14 protein-coding genes and 1 other RNA gene are annotated in these 14,208 nt (G+C 70.2%); 8 read left to right on the top strand and 7 right to left on the bottom strand.

Features of this window, described 5'->3' with window-relative positions; all coding sequences use genetic code 11:
* Nucleotides 1-17 precede the first annotated feature (17 nt).
* From hflC to ACWH43_RS08295, 5 genes are all read right to left on the bottom strand, one after another.
* The gene (gene hflC, locus ACWH43_RS08315) at nucleotides 18-962 is read right to left on the bottom strand and encodes a protease modulator HflC (RefSeq protein WP_158443277.1); all 945 of its coding nucleotides are present in this window, start codon (nucleotides 960-962) and stop codon (nucleotides 18-20) included.
* Nucleotides 959-2,116 carry an FtsH protease activity modulator HflK gene (gene hflK / locus ACWH43_RS08310; RefSeq protein WP_158443276.1) on the bottom strand — a complete coding sequence of 386 codons (1,158 nt, stop codon included), beginning with the start codon at nucleotides 2,114-2,116 and terminating at the stop codon, nucleotides 959-961. The genes hflC and hflK overlap by 4 nt, the downstream gene beginning before the upstream one ends.
* A 155-nt stretch (nucleotides 2,117-2,271) precedes the next feature.
* On the bottom strand, nucleotides 2,272-2,802 hold the full coding sequence (locus ACWH43_RS08305; RefSeq protein ID WP_158443275.1) for a dihydrofolate reductase: 531 nt from the start codon (nucleotides 2,800-2,802) through the stop codon (nucleotides 2,272-2,274).
* A gap of 6 nt (nucleotides 2,803-2,808) precedes the next feature.
* Complete coding sequence (locus tag ACWH43_RS08300) at nucleotides 2,809-3,291, bottom strand: GNAT family N-acetyltransferase (protein ID WP_158443274.1); 483 nt, start codon at nucleotides 3,289-3,291, stop codon at nucleotides 2,809-2,811.
* Nucleotides 3,288-4,097: a thymidylate synthase gene (locus ACWH43_RS08295; RefSeq protein WP_158443273.1), complete on the bottom strand. Its 810-nt coding sequence runs from the start codon at nucleotides 4,095-4,097 to the stop codon at nucleotides 3,288-3,290. The genes ACWH43_RS08300 and ACWH43_RS08295 overlap by 4 nt, the downstream gene beginning before the upstream one ends.
* Nucleotides 4,098-4,290: 193 nt before the next feature.
* Between ACWH43_RS08295 and ACWH43_RS08290 the strand changes: the two genes are divergently transcribed.
* The 7 genes from ACWH43_RS08290 (at nucleotide 4,291) to ACWH43_RS08260 (ending at nucleotide 7,876) form a co-directional block, all read left to right on the top strand.
* A complete protein-coding gene (locus ACWH43_RS08290) occupies nucleotides 4,291-4,596 on the top strand; it encodes a PepSY domain-containing protein (protein WP_260347751.1) in 306 nt (101 codons plus the stop codon).
* A 113-nt stretch (nucleotides 4,597-4,709) separates the two neighbouring features.
* Nucleotides 4,710-4,982 (top strand): hypothetical protein, encoded by a 273-nt coding sequence (locus ACWH43_RS08285; RefSeq protein ID WP_260347750.1) that lies wholly within the window; start codon nucleotides 4,710-4,712, stop codon nucleotides 4,980-4,982.
* A 59-nt stretch (nucleotides 4,983-5,041) separates the two neighbouring features.
* Nucleotides 5,042-5,396, top strand: a transfer-messenger RNA (tmRNA) gene (ssrA, locus tag ACWH43_RS08280).
* A gap of 58 nt (nucleotides 5,397-5,454) precedes the next feature.
* Nucleotides 5,455-6,033: an SspB family protein gene (locus tag ACWH43_RS08275; protein WP_158443270.1), complete on the top strand. Its 579-nt coding sequence runs from the start codon at nucleotides 5,455-5,457 to the stop codon at nucleotides 6,031-6,033.
* Nucleotides 6,034-6,046: 13 nt separating this feature from the next.
* Nucleotides 6,047-7,441 (top strand): class II fumarate hydratase, encoded by a 1,395-nt coding sequence (gene fumC / locus ACWH43_RS08270; RefSeq protein WP_158443269.1) that lies wholly within the window; start codon nucleotides 6,047-6,049, stop codon nucleotides 7,439-7,441.
* A gap of 13 nt (nucleotides 7,442-7,454) precedes the next feature.
* On the top strand, nucleotides 7,455-7,652 hold the full coding sequence (locus ACWH43_RS08265; RefSeq protein ID WP_158443268.1) for a DUF4169 family protein: 198 nt from the start codon (nucleotides 7,455-7,457) through the stop codon (nucleotides 7,650-7,652).
* Nucleotides 7,649-7,876: a ribbon-helix-helix domain-containing protein gene (locus ACWH43_RS08260; protein ID WP_158443267.1), complete on the top strand. Its 228-nt coding sequence runs from the start codon at nucleotides 7,649-7,651 to the stop codon at nucleotides 7,874-7,876. Before ACWH43_RS08265 ends, ACWH43_RS08260 begins: the two co-directional genes overlap by 4 nt.
* Nucleotides 7,877-8,151: 275 nt before the next feature.
* On the opposite strand, the gene ACWH43_RS08255 is transcribed toward ACWH43_RS08260, so the two are convergent.
* Complete coding sequence (locus ACWH43_RS08255; protein ID WP_158448089.1) at nucleotides 8,152-11,706, bottom strand: AsmA family protein; 3,555 nt, start codon at nucleotides 11,704-11,706, stop codon at nucleotides 8,152-8,154.
* Nucleotides 11,707-11,982: 276 nt separating this feature from the next.
* A complete protein-coding gene (locus tag ACWH43_RS08250; protein WP_448153434.1) occupies nucleotides 11,983-13,422 on the bottom strand; it encodes an FAD-binding oxidoreductase in 1,440 nt (479 codons plus the stop codon).
* Between the two features lie 216 nt (nucleotides 13,423-13,638).
* On the opposite strand from ACWH43_RS08250, the gene ACWH43_RS08245 reads away from it, so the two are divergent.
* Nucleotides 13,639-14,199 (top strand): thioesterase family protein, encoded by a 561-nt coding sequence (locus ACWH43_RS08245; protein WP_158443264.1) that lies wholly within the window; start codon nucleotides 13,639-13,641, stop codon nucleotides 14,197-14,199.
* Nucleotides 14,200-14,208 lie beyond the last annotated feature (9 nt).

Here is a 14,208-nt window from a genome sequence, read left to right as displayed (position 1 = left end):
GGCGTCGCTCGCTCCGATCAGGGCCGAGCCGGCGCGGGCGCAGCCGGTGCCTGGGGGGCCGCCGGCGCCTGCGTCGTCCCGGCCCCGCGCTGCGCGTTCGGACCGTTGAAGAACTGGAAGAACGGCGAGTCCGGCGTCAGCACCATGCGCGTATCCCCCGGCTTGATGCTGGCCTCATAGGCCTGCATGGAACGGTAGAAGGCGAAGAATTCGGGGTCCTTGCCGAAGGCCTCGGCGAAGACGCGGTTGCGCTCGCCCTCGCCCTGGCCGCGGATCTCGTCGGCGTGCTGCTGCGCCTCGGCGACGATGACGGTCGCCTCCCTGTCGGCGCGGGCCCGGATCTCCTGCGCCTGCTGACCGCCGAGCGCGCGGGCTTCCGCCGCCTCGCGCTGGCGGTCGGTCTGCATGCGCTGGAACACCGCCGCCGAGTTCGCCGCCGGCAGATCGACCCGCCGCAGCCTGACATCGACCACCGTCATGCCGAAGCGGGCCGCCTCGCGGTTCACGTCGTCGCGGATGCGGGTCATCAGCTTGGCGCGCTCGTTGCGGACCATCGCCACGAAGCTGGCCTCGGCCAGCACGCTGCGGACATTGCCGTTCACGATCGAGGAAAGCTGCGAATTCGCCCGCGGGATGTTGTTGACCGCCTGGTAGAAGCGCAGCGGATCGGAGATCCGGTAGCGCGTGAAGGCATCGACCACCAGCCGCTTCTGGTCGGAGGCGATGATCTCCTGCGCCGGCAGGTCGAGGTCGAGGATGCGGTTGTCGAGCAGCGTCACCGTCTCGATCGGCGCGAACCACTTGAGGTAGAGGCCGGGCTCGGTCTTGACGGCGCGCACCGCGCCCAGCCGCAGCACCAGCGCCGACTGCGTCTGCGAGACGATGAAGGTGCAGGCGTAGAAGACGACCGCGACCGCGACGATGACGACGAGCAGCGCCGCCTTGAGAAAGGAGCCGTTCATCGGGTCGCTCCCTGCTGCTGGCCGGCCCGGGCGGGCTGCCGCTGCAACTGGTCCAGCGGCAGATAGGGCACCACGCCCTGGCCGTTGCCCGCCTGGTCGAGGATGATCTTGTCGGTTCCGCCCATCACGCGTTCCATCGTCTCCAGGAACAGACGCTCGCGCGTCACGCCCGGAGCGTTCTTGTACTGCTCGTAGACCGCGTTGAAGCGGCTCGCTTGGCCGCGCGCTTCCGCCACGGTCTGCTCCTTATAGGCTTCCGCCGACTGGGTGAGCTGGGCGGCGCGGCCGCGCGCCTCCGGCACCACGCGGTTGGCGTAGGTCTGCGCCTCGTTGCGCAGGCGTTCCTGGTCGGCGCGGGCCGCCTGGACGTCGCGGAAGGCGTCGATGACCTGCTGCGGCGGGTCGACCTTCTGGAGCTGGACCAGCCGGATCTGCACGCCGGCATTGTAGCTGTTGAGCGATTCCTGCATGAGCTGGCGCACCTCGGTCTCGATCGCGCCGCGGTCGGTGGTCAGCACCGGCTGGATGTTGCGCTTGCCGATGACCTCGCGCATCGCGCTCTCGGCCACGGCCTTCACGGTTCCGGACGGGTCCTGGATGTTGAAGACGTAGTTCTCGGGCGCGGCCGGGTCGATCTGCCACTGCACGATGAAATCGATGTCGACGATGTTCTCGTCGCCGGTCAGCATCAGGCTTTCCTCAATCACATCGGTCTGGCGCGGCGACTGGCGCACCGATTCGATGGTCCGGAAGCCGACCTCAGTGGTGATGACGTTCGTCACCTGCGGCTTGATCACGCTGCCGATCGGATAGGGCCAGTTCCAGTTGGCGCCCTCGCCGGTCTTGCCGACATATTTGCCGAAGACGACGTTGAGGCCGACCTCGTTGGGCCGCACGAAATAGAAGCCGGAGAGCAGCCAGACGGCCACCAGCGCCAGCGCGCCGAGCATCAGCCCGCGCCCGCCGAGACCGCCGCCCGGCACGAGATTCTTCAGCCGATCCTGGCTGCGCCGCAGGATTTCCTCCAGATCGGGCGGGTTGCCGTTGCCTCCGCCGGAGCCGCCGCCCCACGGGCCGCCGCCGCCACTGCCTCCGCGCTGGCCCCAGGGTCCACCCCCGCCGCTGCCGCCGCCGCTCTGGTTACTCCATGGCATACCTGGGCCGTTCCCTTTCATGTGCTTAAGGCCGAGCCATAGGCGAATGGCGGCCATTTGTCAGCGCCCCGGGGAGGGACGCTGGCCTCACTTGGTCATGGGCCATGATTTCGTCAACGGCGCAAGTCACCCGTCGCAAATGGAAAAGGCGGCGATCAGCCGCGCCCTGCCCCGCCCCGGCGCCGATAGGACACGAAGCTGAACGCATGCTCGTTGTCCGAATCGGCCGGATGATCCTCCCGCGCCACCTCGGCAAAAGCGCTCTCGTCCCAGGCGGGAAAGCGCGCGTCGCCGGCCGGCGCGGCATGGACCCGCGTCAGCTCCAGCCGGTCGGCGAGCGCCAGCATCTGCGCATAGATCTCGGTGCCGCCGCCGATGATCACCGCAGGGGCGCCCATCTTTGCCCCCAGCCGCTGCGCCAGGGCCAGCGCCTCGTCGAGCCCATGCGCGACATGGACGCCCTCGGCGGCGAAGCCCGGGTCCCGCGTCAGCACGATCGTCTCGCGCCCCGGCAGCGGCTTGCCGATCGAGAGGAAGGTCTTGCGCCCCATGACGACCGGGCAGCCGGTGGTGAGCTGGCGGAAGCGCTTCAGATCGGTCCTGAGCCGCCAGATCAGCCGGTTGTCGCTGCCGATCACGCCGTTATCGGCGATCGCCGCGACCAGGACGAGCGGGAGAGCCGCCATCGCCGGTCAGCCTTCCGCGCCGAGCCGGGCCAGGGCCTCGCCCTCCAGCCGCTTCACCGTCCACTCGTCCTGCGCCTTCGCGCCGATCGAGCGGTAGAAGACGCGGGAAGGCTCGTTCCAGTTCAGCACCCACCAGGCGAGGCGCGGCAGGTCCTCGTCGACGCAGCGCCTCGCCAGCCGCGCCATCAGCGCCTTGCCGATGCCGCGCCCGCGCTGCCCGGGCCGCACGAACAGGTCCTCCAGCCAGATGCCGTGCCGGCCCCGGAAGGTGGAATAGGTGTAGAACCAGAGCGCGAAGCCGACCGGCTCGCCCTCCCATTCGGCGATATCGCAGAAGACGCGCGGATTCTCGCCGAACAGCGATTCGGCGATGTCGGCCTCGCTGGCGACGACCTCGTGCAGCAGCTTCTCGTATTCGGCCAGCTCCCGGACGAAGCTCAGCACGAGGCCGGCTTCGCCGGGACGGACGGGGCGGATGGCGAGCGTCATACGGCGATCGGAGCCTTGATGGTCGGGTGGGGGTCGTAGCCTTCGATCGCCACGTCCTCGAAGCGGAAATCCTCGAGCTTCGTCACGGCCGGGTTGAGGACGAGCTTCGGCAGCACCCGCGGCGCCCGCGACACTTGCAGCCGCGCCTGGTCGAGATGGTTCACGTAGAGATGGGTGTCGCCCAGGGAATGCACGAAATCGCCGACGTCGAGGCCGGTGACCTGCGCGACCATATGGGTCAGCAGCGCGTAGCTGGCGATGTTGAAGGGCACGCCGAGGAAGACGTCGGCCGAACGCTGGTAGAGCTGGCAGGACAGCTTCCCGCGCCCGCTCTCCGAGGGCTGCACGAAGAACTGGAACAGGCAGTGGCAGGGCGCCAGCGCCATCTTGGAGATATCGGCCGGATTCCAGGCCGAGACCACGAGGCGCCGCGAATCCGGGTTGCGGCGGATCTCGTTCACCAGCCAGGCGATCTGGTCGATGGTCTGGCCGTCCGGCGCCGGCCAGGAGCGCCATTGCCGGCCGTAGACGGGGCCGAGATCGCCGTTCTCGTCGGCCCATTCGTCCCAGATGGTGACGCCGTTCTCCTGCAGATAGCGGATATTGGTGTCGCCGCGCAGGAACCAGATCAGCTCGTGGATGATAGACTTCAGATGCAGCTTCTTGGTGGTGACCAGCGGAAAGCCTTCCGACAGGTCGAAGCGCATCTGGTGGCCGAAGACGGCGAGCGTGCCGGTGCCGGTACGGTCGTCCTTGCGGACGCCCTCGGTCAGGACACGTTGGAGCAGGTCGTGATACTGGCGCATGACGAATCTCTGAGAGGCGGAGCACCATAGCGGCTCGCGGCGCCGCTGGCCCGGCCCCGCGCGCAGCCTTCCCCAACCTTTGCGGCATGGCGCGACAGGATGCGACCGGAACAAGCGCCCGCCGGCGCCGTTATGCGGTCATGTGGCCCGCATGGGCCTGTCCTGCCATGCGTCGGTGACGAGGAGGGATGGCATGCTCTCACGACGATCGGCCATGCTGGCCGTGATGGCCGCGCTCGCAGCGGCGCAGCCGGCCCTGGCCCAGCCCCCCGGGCCGGCGGAGCCGCCGGACGGAGCGATCTCGATGGAGGAGGCGCGCCGCATCGCCACGGAGAACGGCGTCGCCCGCATCGAGACCATCGCGCGCGAGGGCGGTCAGTGGAAGGTCGAGGGGCGCGACAGCCTCGGCTCCGGGATCGAGATCGAGCTGCGCGCGAGCGACGGCACCGTGATGAAGCTGGAGCGCGAACGGCCCGCCTCCGCCAAGGCCGGGAACTGAGGGGCCGCCGACGGCCGCCTCACGGCATTGCGAAGCGCCGTGAGGGATCCTGACCGAAACCTGCCGCAATCGCGGCCACTCTTCGCGCCTGATTCACGAGGCGCGATATGCGAATGACGATGACGGCCTGCCTGCTCGCCCTGGCCCTGCTGGGCGGCCTTGCCGTCCTGCCCGGCCGCGCCTCGCAGGCGGAGGGCGAGGCGCGGGCGCCGGACGGTCCGACGATCTCGGAGAGCCAGGCCCGCGAGATCGCCTGGAGCGCCGGCCTCGTCCATGTCGAGGAGATCACCCGCACGAGCGACCGCTGGGAGCTCGCCGGACGCACCGTCGACGACGACGAGATCATCCTCGACATCGACATCAGAGATGGTCGAATTCTCGATTGAGGCATGGAAGCCTCACTTTCACATTCCTTGGCGATCCTCGCTGTCGAAATCGAGCCGGCGGTCTTTCCCCGCGCCGCGGCTATGCCTATATTCCGCCTGCCGCTCGCAAGAACGGCTATGGCGATAAACGGATTTCGAAATAAGCCTTTCGGACCCGGGGGCGGTACCCGGCGCCTCCACCCAAGCCCTGGCCACAGGGTTTCGGCGGGGGCGAAATAGGATCGACGAGGGTGTAAAGGTTGTCCTTTTGCTCGGCATGGTTCCGCCGTTATCGGGCCAAAAGCATAGTTGCCAACGACAACAATGCTCGGGTTGCTGTCGCCGCGTAATGCGGTGCTGGTTCCCAAACCAAAGCCCTTGCGCTTAGCCGCGTAAGGCGGGGCTCGGAGGCGCCTGGCAACAGAAGCCTCCACTTTTATTTCTGGCCTGCCGGCTGTTCCCGCCGGGTAAGTGAAGCGGAAACGTCGACGCAATGTCCAAGGATGTCCTTCGTTACGATCTGATGGTCCAGGAGGCGCTCAAGGGCGTCGTCCGCAAGATCCTGTCGGAGGCCGCGCGCGACGGGTTGCCGGGCGAGCATCATTTCTACGTCACCTTCCGCACCGGGGCCCCGGGCGTGCGCCTGTCGCAGCGCCTGCGCGAGAAGCACCCGGAGGAGATGACCATCGTCCTCCAGCACCAGTTCTGGGACCTGAGCGTCAGCGAGCACGCCTTCGAGGTCGGCCTGTCCTTCTCGGGCGTGCCGGAGCGGCTGCTCGTGCCCTTCGACGCGGTCACGACCTTCTTCGACCCCTCCGTGCAGTTCGGCCTCAAATTCGAGACGCAGGACACGCCCGAGGAAGCGGCCGCGGCCGAGCCCGAGACCGCCGAGGCGCCGACCCCGCTGCCGGCCAAGCCGGTCCCTGCGGGCGTCCCCGCCGTGAAGTCGAAGGCCGCCGGCGCCGAAGAGGCCGACGGCGACGACAAGGAGGCCCCGGCCTCCGAAAGCGAGGGCGACGGCCGCGGCTCCGCCGAGGTGGTCAGCCTCGATTCCTTCCGCAAGAAGACCTGACGGATCTGCTCCCATGACCGAGACGCGCACCGAAACCGATTCCTTCGGCCCCATCGCCGTGCCGGCGGATCGCTACTGGGGCGCGCAGACGCAGCGTTCGCTCGAGAATTTCAGGATCGGCGGCGAGCGCGAGCGCATGCCGCTTCCGCTCGTCCACGCGCTGGTGCTGGTCAAGAAGACCGCGTCCCGCGTCAACGCCCGCCTCGGCCTGCTCGACCAGCGCATCGCCGGCGCCATCGGCCAGGCCTCGGACGAGGCGCTCGCCGGCAAGTTCGACGATCATTTCCCGCTGGTGATCTGGCAGACCGGCTCCGGCACCCAGTCGAACATGAACGCCAACGAGGTGCTGGCGAATCGCGCCAACGAGCTGCTCGGCGCCGGCCTCGGCGCCAAGAGCCCGGTGCATCCCAACGACCATGTCAACCGCGGCCAGTCCTCGAACGATTCCTTCCCGACCGCGATGCACATCGCCGCCGTGCTGGAGATCACGCGGCGGCTGCTGCCGGCGCTGCGCCATCTCGAGAAGGCGCTCGCCGACAAGGCCGAGGCCTTCAAGGATCTGGTCAAGATTGGCCGCACCCATCTCCAGGACGCCACCCCCGTCACGCTCGGCCAGGAATTCTCCGGCTATGCGATGCAGCTCCATCTCGGCATCGGCCGGATCGAGGCCGCGCTCGGCGGGCTCTACGCGCTGGCGCAGGGCGGCACCGCGGTCGGCACCGGCCTCAACACCCATCCCGATTTCGCCGCCCTCTTCGCCAAGGAGGTCGCGACCCTGACCGGCCTGCCCTTCCGCAGCGCCGACAACAAGTTCGAGGCGCTGGCGAGCCATGGCGCGCTCGCCGCGGCCCATGGCGCGCTGGCGGCGCTCGCCTCCGACCTGTTCAAGATCGGCAACGATGTCCGCCTGCTCGGCTCCGGCCCGCGCTCCGGCCTCGGCGAGATCAGCCTGCCCGAGAACGAGCCCGGCTCCTCGATCATGCCTGGCAAGGTCAACCCGACCCAGGCCGAGGCGCTGACCATGGTCGCGACCCAGGTCCACGGCAACCAGGCGACGGTGGGCTTCGCCGCGAGCCAGGGCCATTTCGAGCTGAACGTCTTCAAGCCTGTGATCGCCGCCGCCTTTCTGCAGTCGGTCCGGCTCCTGGCGGACGCCGCCGAGAGCTTCCGCACCAACTGCGTCGAGGGCATCGTGGCCAATGAGGGGCAGCTCAAGGAATTGCTGTCGCGCTCGCTGATGCTGGTGACGGCGCTGGCGCCCGCGATCGGCTACGACAAGGCGGCGAGCATCGCCAAGGCGGCCCATCACAACGGCACGACGCTCCGCGAGGAAGCGCTGAAGGCCGGCGTCGACGCCAAGCTCTTCGACGAGACGGTCAGGCCCGAGAAGATGCTCAGCCCCGCCTGACGGAGGTTCCGCCATGGCCGAGATCGTCAATCTGCGCCGCGCCCGCAAGCAGAAGGCGCGCGTCGAGGCCGGCGAGCAGGCCGAGCGCAACCGCATCGCCTTCGGCCTGAGCAAGGCCGAACGCAGCCTCGCGGCCTCCGAGCGCGACAAGGCCGAGCGCCATGTCGAGGGCCACCGCCTGTCCCGGAACGACGACCCGGAAACGGCATGACGCCGGAGCGCAAGCGCTCGCTCAGCATCGCCGGCCACCGCACCAGCGTCTCGCTGGAGGACGAATTCTGGGACGCGCTGAAGGCGATCGCGGCCGGCGAAGGCCGCAGCCTCGCCGCCCTGATCGCCGCGATCGACACGGCCCGCGGCGACATCAACCTCTCGGCGGCGCTGCGCCTCCATGCGCTGGCGCATTACCGCAAGCTGGCTGAAGAGCGCGGCTGACGCGCAGCCGCCCGGCCCAGCGTCATTGTGAACCGCCGTCATTGCGAGCCCTCCGGTCTTGTCGCCGGCAAGCCTAGGGACAGACTCCGCGAAGCAATCGAGGGGGGACTGGGTCGAACGGTTCGGCCCGGTTCCCCTGGATTGCTTCGTCGCTTGCTCCCCGCAATGACGGTCCGGTCGCGATCTCCGGCTCGGAAGCAGCGGCAATGAACGAGCATTTTCAAAATCTTGCGCCAAAAACCGGATTCATCCTGCGAAGCCGTTGAATCGGAATCTCAGTTCAGCGGCGCGGCGCGCGGCTGCGGCACGGGGGCGATCTGGAAGGGCGGCGGCAGTGCAGGAGCGGCCTGCCCCGGCGGCGTCTGCACCGTTCCTTCCGGAGAGCTGGCGCGCGGCGCGCTCGGTAGCTGGAGCGGCCCGGGCTGGGACTGCGGCTGCGCCGCGGCACGCTCGGCCGCGGCGCGGGCGCGCTCCTCGGCCTCGGCCCGGCGGCGCGCCTCCTGCTCGGCCCTGGCCTGCTCGGCCTGTTTCCGCTGCTCCTCGGCCCGCCGCAGCTCGTCCTGCCGCTTCTCCTCGGCGATGCGCGCTTCCTCCTGCGCCTTCAGGAACAGGTTGAGCTGGCGCTCGTTCTCGCGCATCTCGCGCTCGGCCCGGAGCCGGCGCGCATGCATCGCCCGTTCGCGCGCATCGGCCTCGAAGGCCTCCACCCGCTCGATCTCGCGCGCCAGCGCCCGCGCCGCCACCGTGTTCGAGAGGGCGCCGACATCGCTTTCGCGCTTCAGATCGGAGAGCGGCCCGCGCCAGGCGATCCCGACCTGCGGCGCGTCGCCGGGCCAGCCCTTCGGCAGCGGACCGACCGGCTTCAGGCCGAGCCTGAGATCCGCGGTCAGCCCGCGCAGGTCGACGGTGCCGCTCGCCTCGGCTCTCAGCCCGTCGCGCGCGAAGGCGAAGGGTTGCAGCCGGACCAGCCCGCCCGCGAGCGTGAAGGGCAGCGTGACCTCGCCCAAAGCCCAGGAATCCTTGTCGAGCGCCTCGGCCAGCCGCTCGCGCAGCCGCGCCGCATCGCTTTCGGAGGCATCCTCGCCGGTGTCGGCGATGATCCGGTCATAGGCCTTGGGGTCGAAGCGCGCGAGGCGCGTCTGCGCGAGCGCGAGGCTGCCCGCCCCGCTCAGGCCCGCCACCAGCCGCGCCGGCGTCTCGCCCGCGCCGCCGAACTCGAAGCGCCCCGCGCCCTTGCCGGCAAGCGCCCCGCCGGTCAGCCCGGCCAGATCGACGCCCGCCAGATCGACCCGGCCATTGAGCTGGGCGAGCCCGCCGTCGCGCCGGAGGCCGAGCCGGCCGGACACCTGCCCGCCGCCATAGCTGCCGGCGACATCCTCGAGCCGGAGCCCGTCCGCATCGGAGCGCAGCGCGAAACGGGCCTTCTGCAGCGCCACGCCGTCGAACAGCGTCAGCGTACCGGCCTCGACGGCGACATCCATCCCGGGCAGTTCCGCGACCCGCCCGAAGCGGGCCGTCGACCAGAGCGAGCCGGCGGTGGCGGGCGCCTGGCCCAAGGCGGCGCCGATCAATCGGCGCAGATCGGCGCCCGGCACGGAAAAGCGCCCCTGATAGCGTCCCTCTCGCGGCAAGGTCAGCGACCCGGTGGCCGAAGCCTCGCCGAGATGGGCGGCGATCGCGTCGAGCCCGACCGCCTCCTCGCTCAGCCGCAAGCGGGCATGGGCATCGAGCACGCCGTCCGGCAGGAGCCGGGCCGGGCCCTCCGCCAAGACCTGGCCCGGCCCGTCCGCCTGCAGGCTCAGTTGCGGCCCCTCCGCGCCGTCCTCGACGACGACGGACAGGCCCGGCCCGGCGAGCGAGCCGGCGGCGCGGCCGCCGGCGAGATCGAGCGCGAGCCTGCCCGGCCCGCCCAGCATCGGCGCCGGCAGGCCGAAGGCGGCGAAAGCCTGCCGCCGGTCGGCGAGGTCGAAGTCGAGCGCCACCCTCTGCCATGTTCCCGCCCGGTCGAGCCGCCCCTCCACCGAAAGCTTGCCGGCGGCGGCCGTGCCCTGCGCCGAAAGCGCGGTCTCGCCCGAGGCCGCCCGCGTCAGCCGGAAGCCCGCATCGAGCCGCGACAGCCCGTCGCCGGCCCGGGCGAGCGCCCGGGCGGCGCTTGCGGGCAGCAACGGCCCGGCGAGCGCGGCCAGCGTCTCGAAGCGCGGTGCCCGCACGCGGCCGGAAATCTCGCCGCCCTCCGCCAGCAGCGCGCCGGACCCCGTCACGCTGACACCGCCGAAACCCTCGATCGAAAGCCGGCTCAGCCGCCAGCTCTCGCCCTCGCGCCTGAGGTCGAGCGAGCCCGCGCCCGGCGGTGCGTTGCGGAAGCGCGCATCGGCGAGCGACAGATCGAGCGCGATGTCGCGCGTACCGAGCAGCCCGGCGAGGCTCGTCCCCGGCGGCAGGCCATTGAGGTCGAGCCCGCTGACCGCGGCCCTGGCGGCGAGCCGCGTCCCGGTCAATTCGCCGGAAGCCTCCAGCCGCAGCCCCGAGGAGCCCGCGAGCATCAGGCGCTGGAAGGCGAGGCCGGCCTCGTTCCAGGTCCCGGCCGCATCGGCATCGATCCGGCCGAGCCCGGCGACGAAGTCGGCCAGAGCGGGGTCGAGCCCGTTGCGCCCCAGCATCAGCGCGACGCGCCGCGCATCCTCGGCCTTGACGGTCAGACGCCCGGTGGCGCCGCCCTCCCCCAGGCTGCCGCTGGCGCCGATCAGCGCGCCGGCGACCCGCAGGGAGGCCGTGGCCTCCGAAAGCCCCCGATCGTGCAGCTTGCCGCGCAGGGCCAGCGCCGAGACATCCTCGCCGCGCCAGATCATCTGGTCGAGATCGAGGCTGACGTCGAAGCGGCCGGGCAGGCCGTGCAGCGCCTGCGCGAAGCCCTTGCGCTCGGCCAGCGCGGCCGCCAGCGCATCGGCGTCGAGCCGCCGCGCCCGCAGCGCCAGCGAACCCGTGCCGCTCGCCGGCAGGTACTGCCCCTCGCCTTCGAGCCGCGCCGCGCCGCCGGCGAGGTCGAGCGTCAGCCCGGAGAGGTCGAGCTGGCGGCTGCCGCCGCGAACCCGGCCGGACAAGGCCACGGCCCCGCCCGGCGAGAGATTGAACAGCCCGTCGGCCTCGATGCCGACGCTGCCGTCCTGCGGCGGAAGCAGCAGCGCCCCGTCGAAATTGAACTGGAGATTGTCGCCGGTGAGGAAGGCCTTGGCCCGCAGCCGGCCGCCCTCCTCCATCTCGCCGGTCGAGACGCGCAGCGAAACCCCCGCGACCTCGCCCTCGATGCGCCACGGCCCCGCCAGGCTGACCGCCGAGAGCTCGGCGGCGACCGGCGCGATGGTCACCGGCGCCGCCGCGGAGTCGCGCCAGACCAGCGCCGAGCGGCTGATCGTCAGCCGGTCGAGGCTGGCCTGCGCCGGCAGGCCGCCGCTCCGGCGCCGCGGCAGGAGGATCGCGCCCCGGGAATCGGCGACGAGCGACAGGGTGGCGCCATCGAAGCGCGCCTCGGAGAAGCGGAACTCGCCCCGCGCCAGCGACGCCAGGGCGAGCTCGACCGTCGCGTTCTCGACGGTGGCGGAGCTCGCCTCCCCCGACTCGCCGATCCTGAGCTTCCCGAGCGTGATCCGCGGCGACGGCAGCAGGCGCAGGCGGATGTCGCCGCCGATCGTCGTCTCGACGCCGAGCGCCTCGCTCAGCCGCGTCTCGAATTGCGGCCGCCAGGCGCGCCAGTCGACGAAGCCGGGGCCGACCAGGGCCGCCAGCAGCGCCAGCACCAGCAGGGCCGCGAGGACTGTCAGAGTTTCACGCAAATTCCGCCTTCTGCCCCTGTCGCCATGGTCGAACGCTACAGCCCCAGGCCGTCATTGCGAGCCCCGGCCGCTGCCTTGGGCAAGCCCGAGGACGGCTTCCGCGAAGCAGTCCGGGGAGCCGGGCCGAACCGTTCCGCCTTGCGGCCCCTGGATTGCCTCGTCGCTTCGCTCCCCGCAATGACGACAAGCGCCGTTACGCGCCTCATCCTGCCCGCAAGCCGCGGCGAGATCACGACGTTGCGGCGAAGCGGGCAGGCGGCGCAAGCCGCAGCGATGTCACAGAGCCAGGATTTTGCCCGGGTTGAGGATGTTCTGCGGATCGAGCGCCCGCTTCAGCGTGCGCATCGTCGCGAGCGCCTCGGCCCCGTGCTCGAGCTCGAGATACTTCATCTTCTTCTGGCCGACGCCGTGCTCGCCGGTGCAGGTGCCGCCCATGGCCAGCGCCCGCTTCACCAGCCGGTCGATGAAGGCCTGCACCCGCGCGACCTCCTCGGGATGGTCCAGGTCGACCAGCGGCTGGGTGTGGAAGTTGCCGTCGCCGACATGGCCGGCGATGGGGGCGATCAGCCCGCTTTCCTCGATGTCGCGCTTGGTCTCCTCGACGCATTCGGCCAGCCGCGAGATCGGCACGCAGACATTGGTCGCGACCGAGTCGGCACCGGGGCGAAGCGCCTTCGCCGCCCAGTAGGCGTCGTGGCGCGCCTGCCAGAGCTTGGAGCGGTCCTCGGCCTTGGTCGCCCATTCGAACGGCCCGCCGCCGAACTCGGCCGCGATCTCGCCGAAGCGTTCCGACTGCTCGGCGACGCCGGCCTCGGTGCCGTGGAACTCGACGAACAGCATCGTCGTCTCCGGCAGGCCGAGCTTGGAATGCAGGTTGACGCCGCGGATCATCACGTCGTCGAGCAATTCGATGCGGGCCATCGGCAGGCCGCTCTGGATGGTGAGGATGGTCGCGTCGCAGGCCGCCTTCACCGAGGGGAAGGGGCAGACGCCCGCGGCGATCGCCTCCGGGATGCCGTGCAGCTTCAGCGTGATCTCGGTGATGATGCCGAGCGTGCCTTCCGAGCCGACGAGCAGGCGCGTCAGGTCGTAGCCGGCCGAGGTCTTGCGGGCGCGCGTCGCGGTGGTGACGACCGAGCCGTCCGCCATCACCGCCTTCAGCGACAGCACATTGTCCTTCATCGTGCCGTAGCGCACCGCATTGGTGCCCGAGGCGCGCGTCGCCGCCATGCCGCCGATCGAGGCGTCCGCGCCCGGGTCGATCGGGAACATCAGCCCCTGGTCGCGCAGATGCTCGTTCAGCTCCTTGCGGGTCACGCCGGGCTCGACCACCACGTCGAGATCCTCGGCATGGACCGCGACGATCCGCTTCATCTGCGACATGTCGATCGAGACGCCGCCGAAGGGCGCGTTGACATGCCCCTCCAGCGAGGTGCCGGTGCCGAAGGGGATGACCGGCACGCCATGTGCGGCGCAGAGCCGCACGATCTCGGAAACCTCTTCCGTGCTCTGCGGAAACACCACCGCGTCCGGCGCCTGGTTCGGGATCCAGGTCAGCGTGTGGCCGTGCTGCTGGCGCACGGCGAGGCTGGTGACCAGCCGGTTGCCGAAGCGGGCGGCCAGCGCCCGCGTCACGGCCTCGACGGCCTCCCGCGACGGCGGCAGCGCGGCGCTGGTGCTGGAATGTTCGGAGTGCGACGCTGCAGGCAGGCTCATTGTCAATATCCGGATTTGGCGCTTAGACTTGGAACAGATCGGCTTCGGCTCCGGTTACGATCGCAGGATCGTTCCGGCAGGAGTCGTTTTTTCCGCCTCCGCCGAACGCATCGGCGCGGGCGGGACCGGGTCATACTAGAGCATGCAACTCAGGGATGGGCAGCAGAAATAATGCTGTCACCCCTTGAACGGAGCGCTGGACAGGGAGGGCGGACCATGCAGAACGAAAAGCGGGCCCCGGCGCTGTTCTTCGCACCGTTCGTTTCGTCGGCGATGCGGGTCGAGCCGCATTGGATCGACTATAACGGCCATCTCAACATGGCCTATTACCATGTGCTGTTCGACCGCGCCGTCGACGAGGTCTTCTCGCTGGTCGGCCTCTCCCGCGACTATGTCGAGACGCGCCACGCCTCGATCTTCGCGGCCGAATGCCATGTGCTCTACAAGCGCGAATTGACCGAGGGCGACCTCGTGCGCGTCACCGCCCAGCTCATCGCCTTCGACGACAAGCGGCTGCACTACTATCTCGAAATGCGCCACGCCAACGAGGGCTGGCTCGCCGCCACCAGCGAGAACCTGTCGCTGCATGTCGACATGGTCCATCGCAAGGTCGCGCCCTTCCCGCCGGACATCCTCGCCAATCTCGCGCTGATGAAGGCGGCCCACAGCATGATGCCGCTGCCGGCCGCGGTCGGGCGCATCATCGGCATGCCGGAGAGGCGGGCGATCAAGGTCGAGGACAAGGCGCCGGAGCCCGAGACCGAAACCCGGCACTGAGGCGCCGCC

The organism is Allobosea minatitlanensis (assembly GCF_964020775.1).
Note: the sequence above shows the minus strand (reverse complement) of the source record. Positions and strands in the feature narration are given on the sequence as shown.

Bases quoted from the DNA above. Each gene is read 5' to 3' on its own strand.
- ACWH43_RS08295 (WP_158443273.1), bottom strand. From the start codon at position 4,097: ATGCGCCAGTATCACGACCTGCTCCAACGTGTCCTGACCGAGGGCGTC.
- ACWH43_RS08290 (WP_260347751.1), top strand. From the start codon at position 4,291: ATGCTCTCACGACGATCGGCCATGCTGGCCGTGATGGCCGCGCTCGCA.
- fumC (WP_158443269.1), top strand. From the start codon at position 6,047: ATGACCGAGACGCGCACCGAAACCGATTCCTTCGGCCCCATCGCCGTG.
- ACWH43_RS08305 (WP_158443275.1), bottom strand. From the start codon at position 2,802: ATGGCGGCTCTCCCGCTCGTCCTGGTCGCGGCGATCGCCGATAACGGC.
- hflK (WP_158443276.1), bottom strand. From the start codon at position 2,116: ATGCCATGGAGTAACCAGAGCGGCGGCGGCAGCGGCGGGGGTGGACCC.
- ACWH43_RS08260 (WP_158443267.1), top strand. From the start codon at position 7,649: ATGACGCCGGAGCGCAAGCGCTCGCTCAGCATCGCCGGCCACCGCACC.
- ACWH43_RS08275 (WP_158443270.1), top strand. From the start codon at position 5,455: ATGTCCAAGGATGTCCTTCGTTACGATCTGATGGTCCAGGAGGCGCTC.
- hflC (WP_158443277.1), bottom strand. From the start codon at position 962: ATGAACGGCTCCTTTCTCAAGGCGGCGCTGCTCGTCGTCATCGTCGCG.
- ACWH43_RS08250 (WP_448153434.1), bottom strand. From the start codon at position 13,422: ATGAGCCTGCCTGCAGCGTCGCACTCCGAACATTCCAGCACCAGCGCC.
- ACWH43_RS08300 (WP_158443274.1), bottom strand. From the start codon at position 3,291: ATGACGCTCGCCATCCGCCCCGTCCGTCCCGGCGAAGCCGGCCTCGTG.
- ACWH43_RS08245 (WP_158443264.1), top strand. From the start codon at position 13,639: ATGCAGAACGAAAAGCGGGCCCCGGCGCTGTTCTTCGCACCGTTCGTT.
- ACWH43_RS08265 (WP_158443268.1), top strand. From the start codon at position 7,455: ATGGCCGAGATCGTCAATCTGCGCCGCGCCCGCAAGCAGAAGGCGCGC.
- ACWH43_RS08285 (WP_260347750.1), top strand. From the start codon at position 4,710: ATGACGATGACGGCCTGCCTGCTCGCCCTGGCCCTGCTGGGCGGCCTT.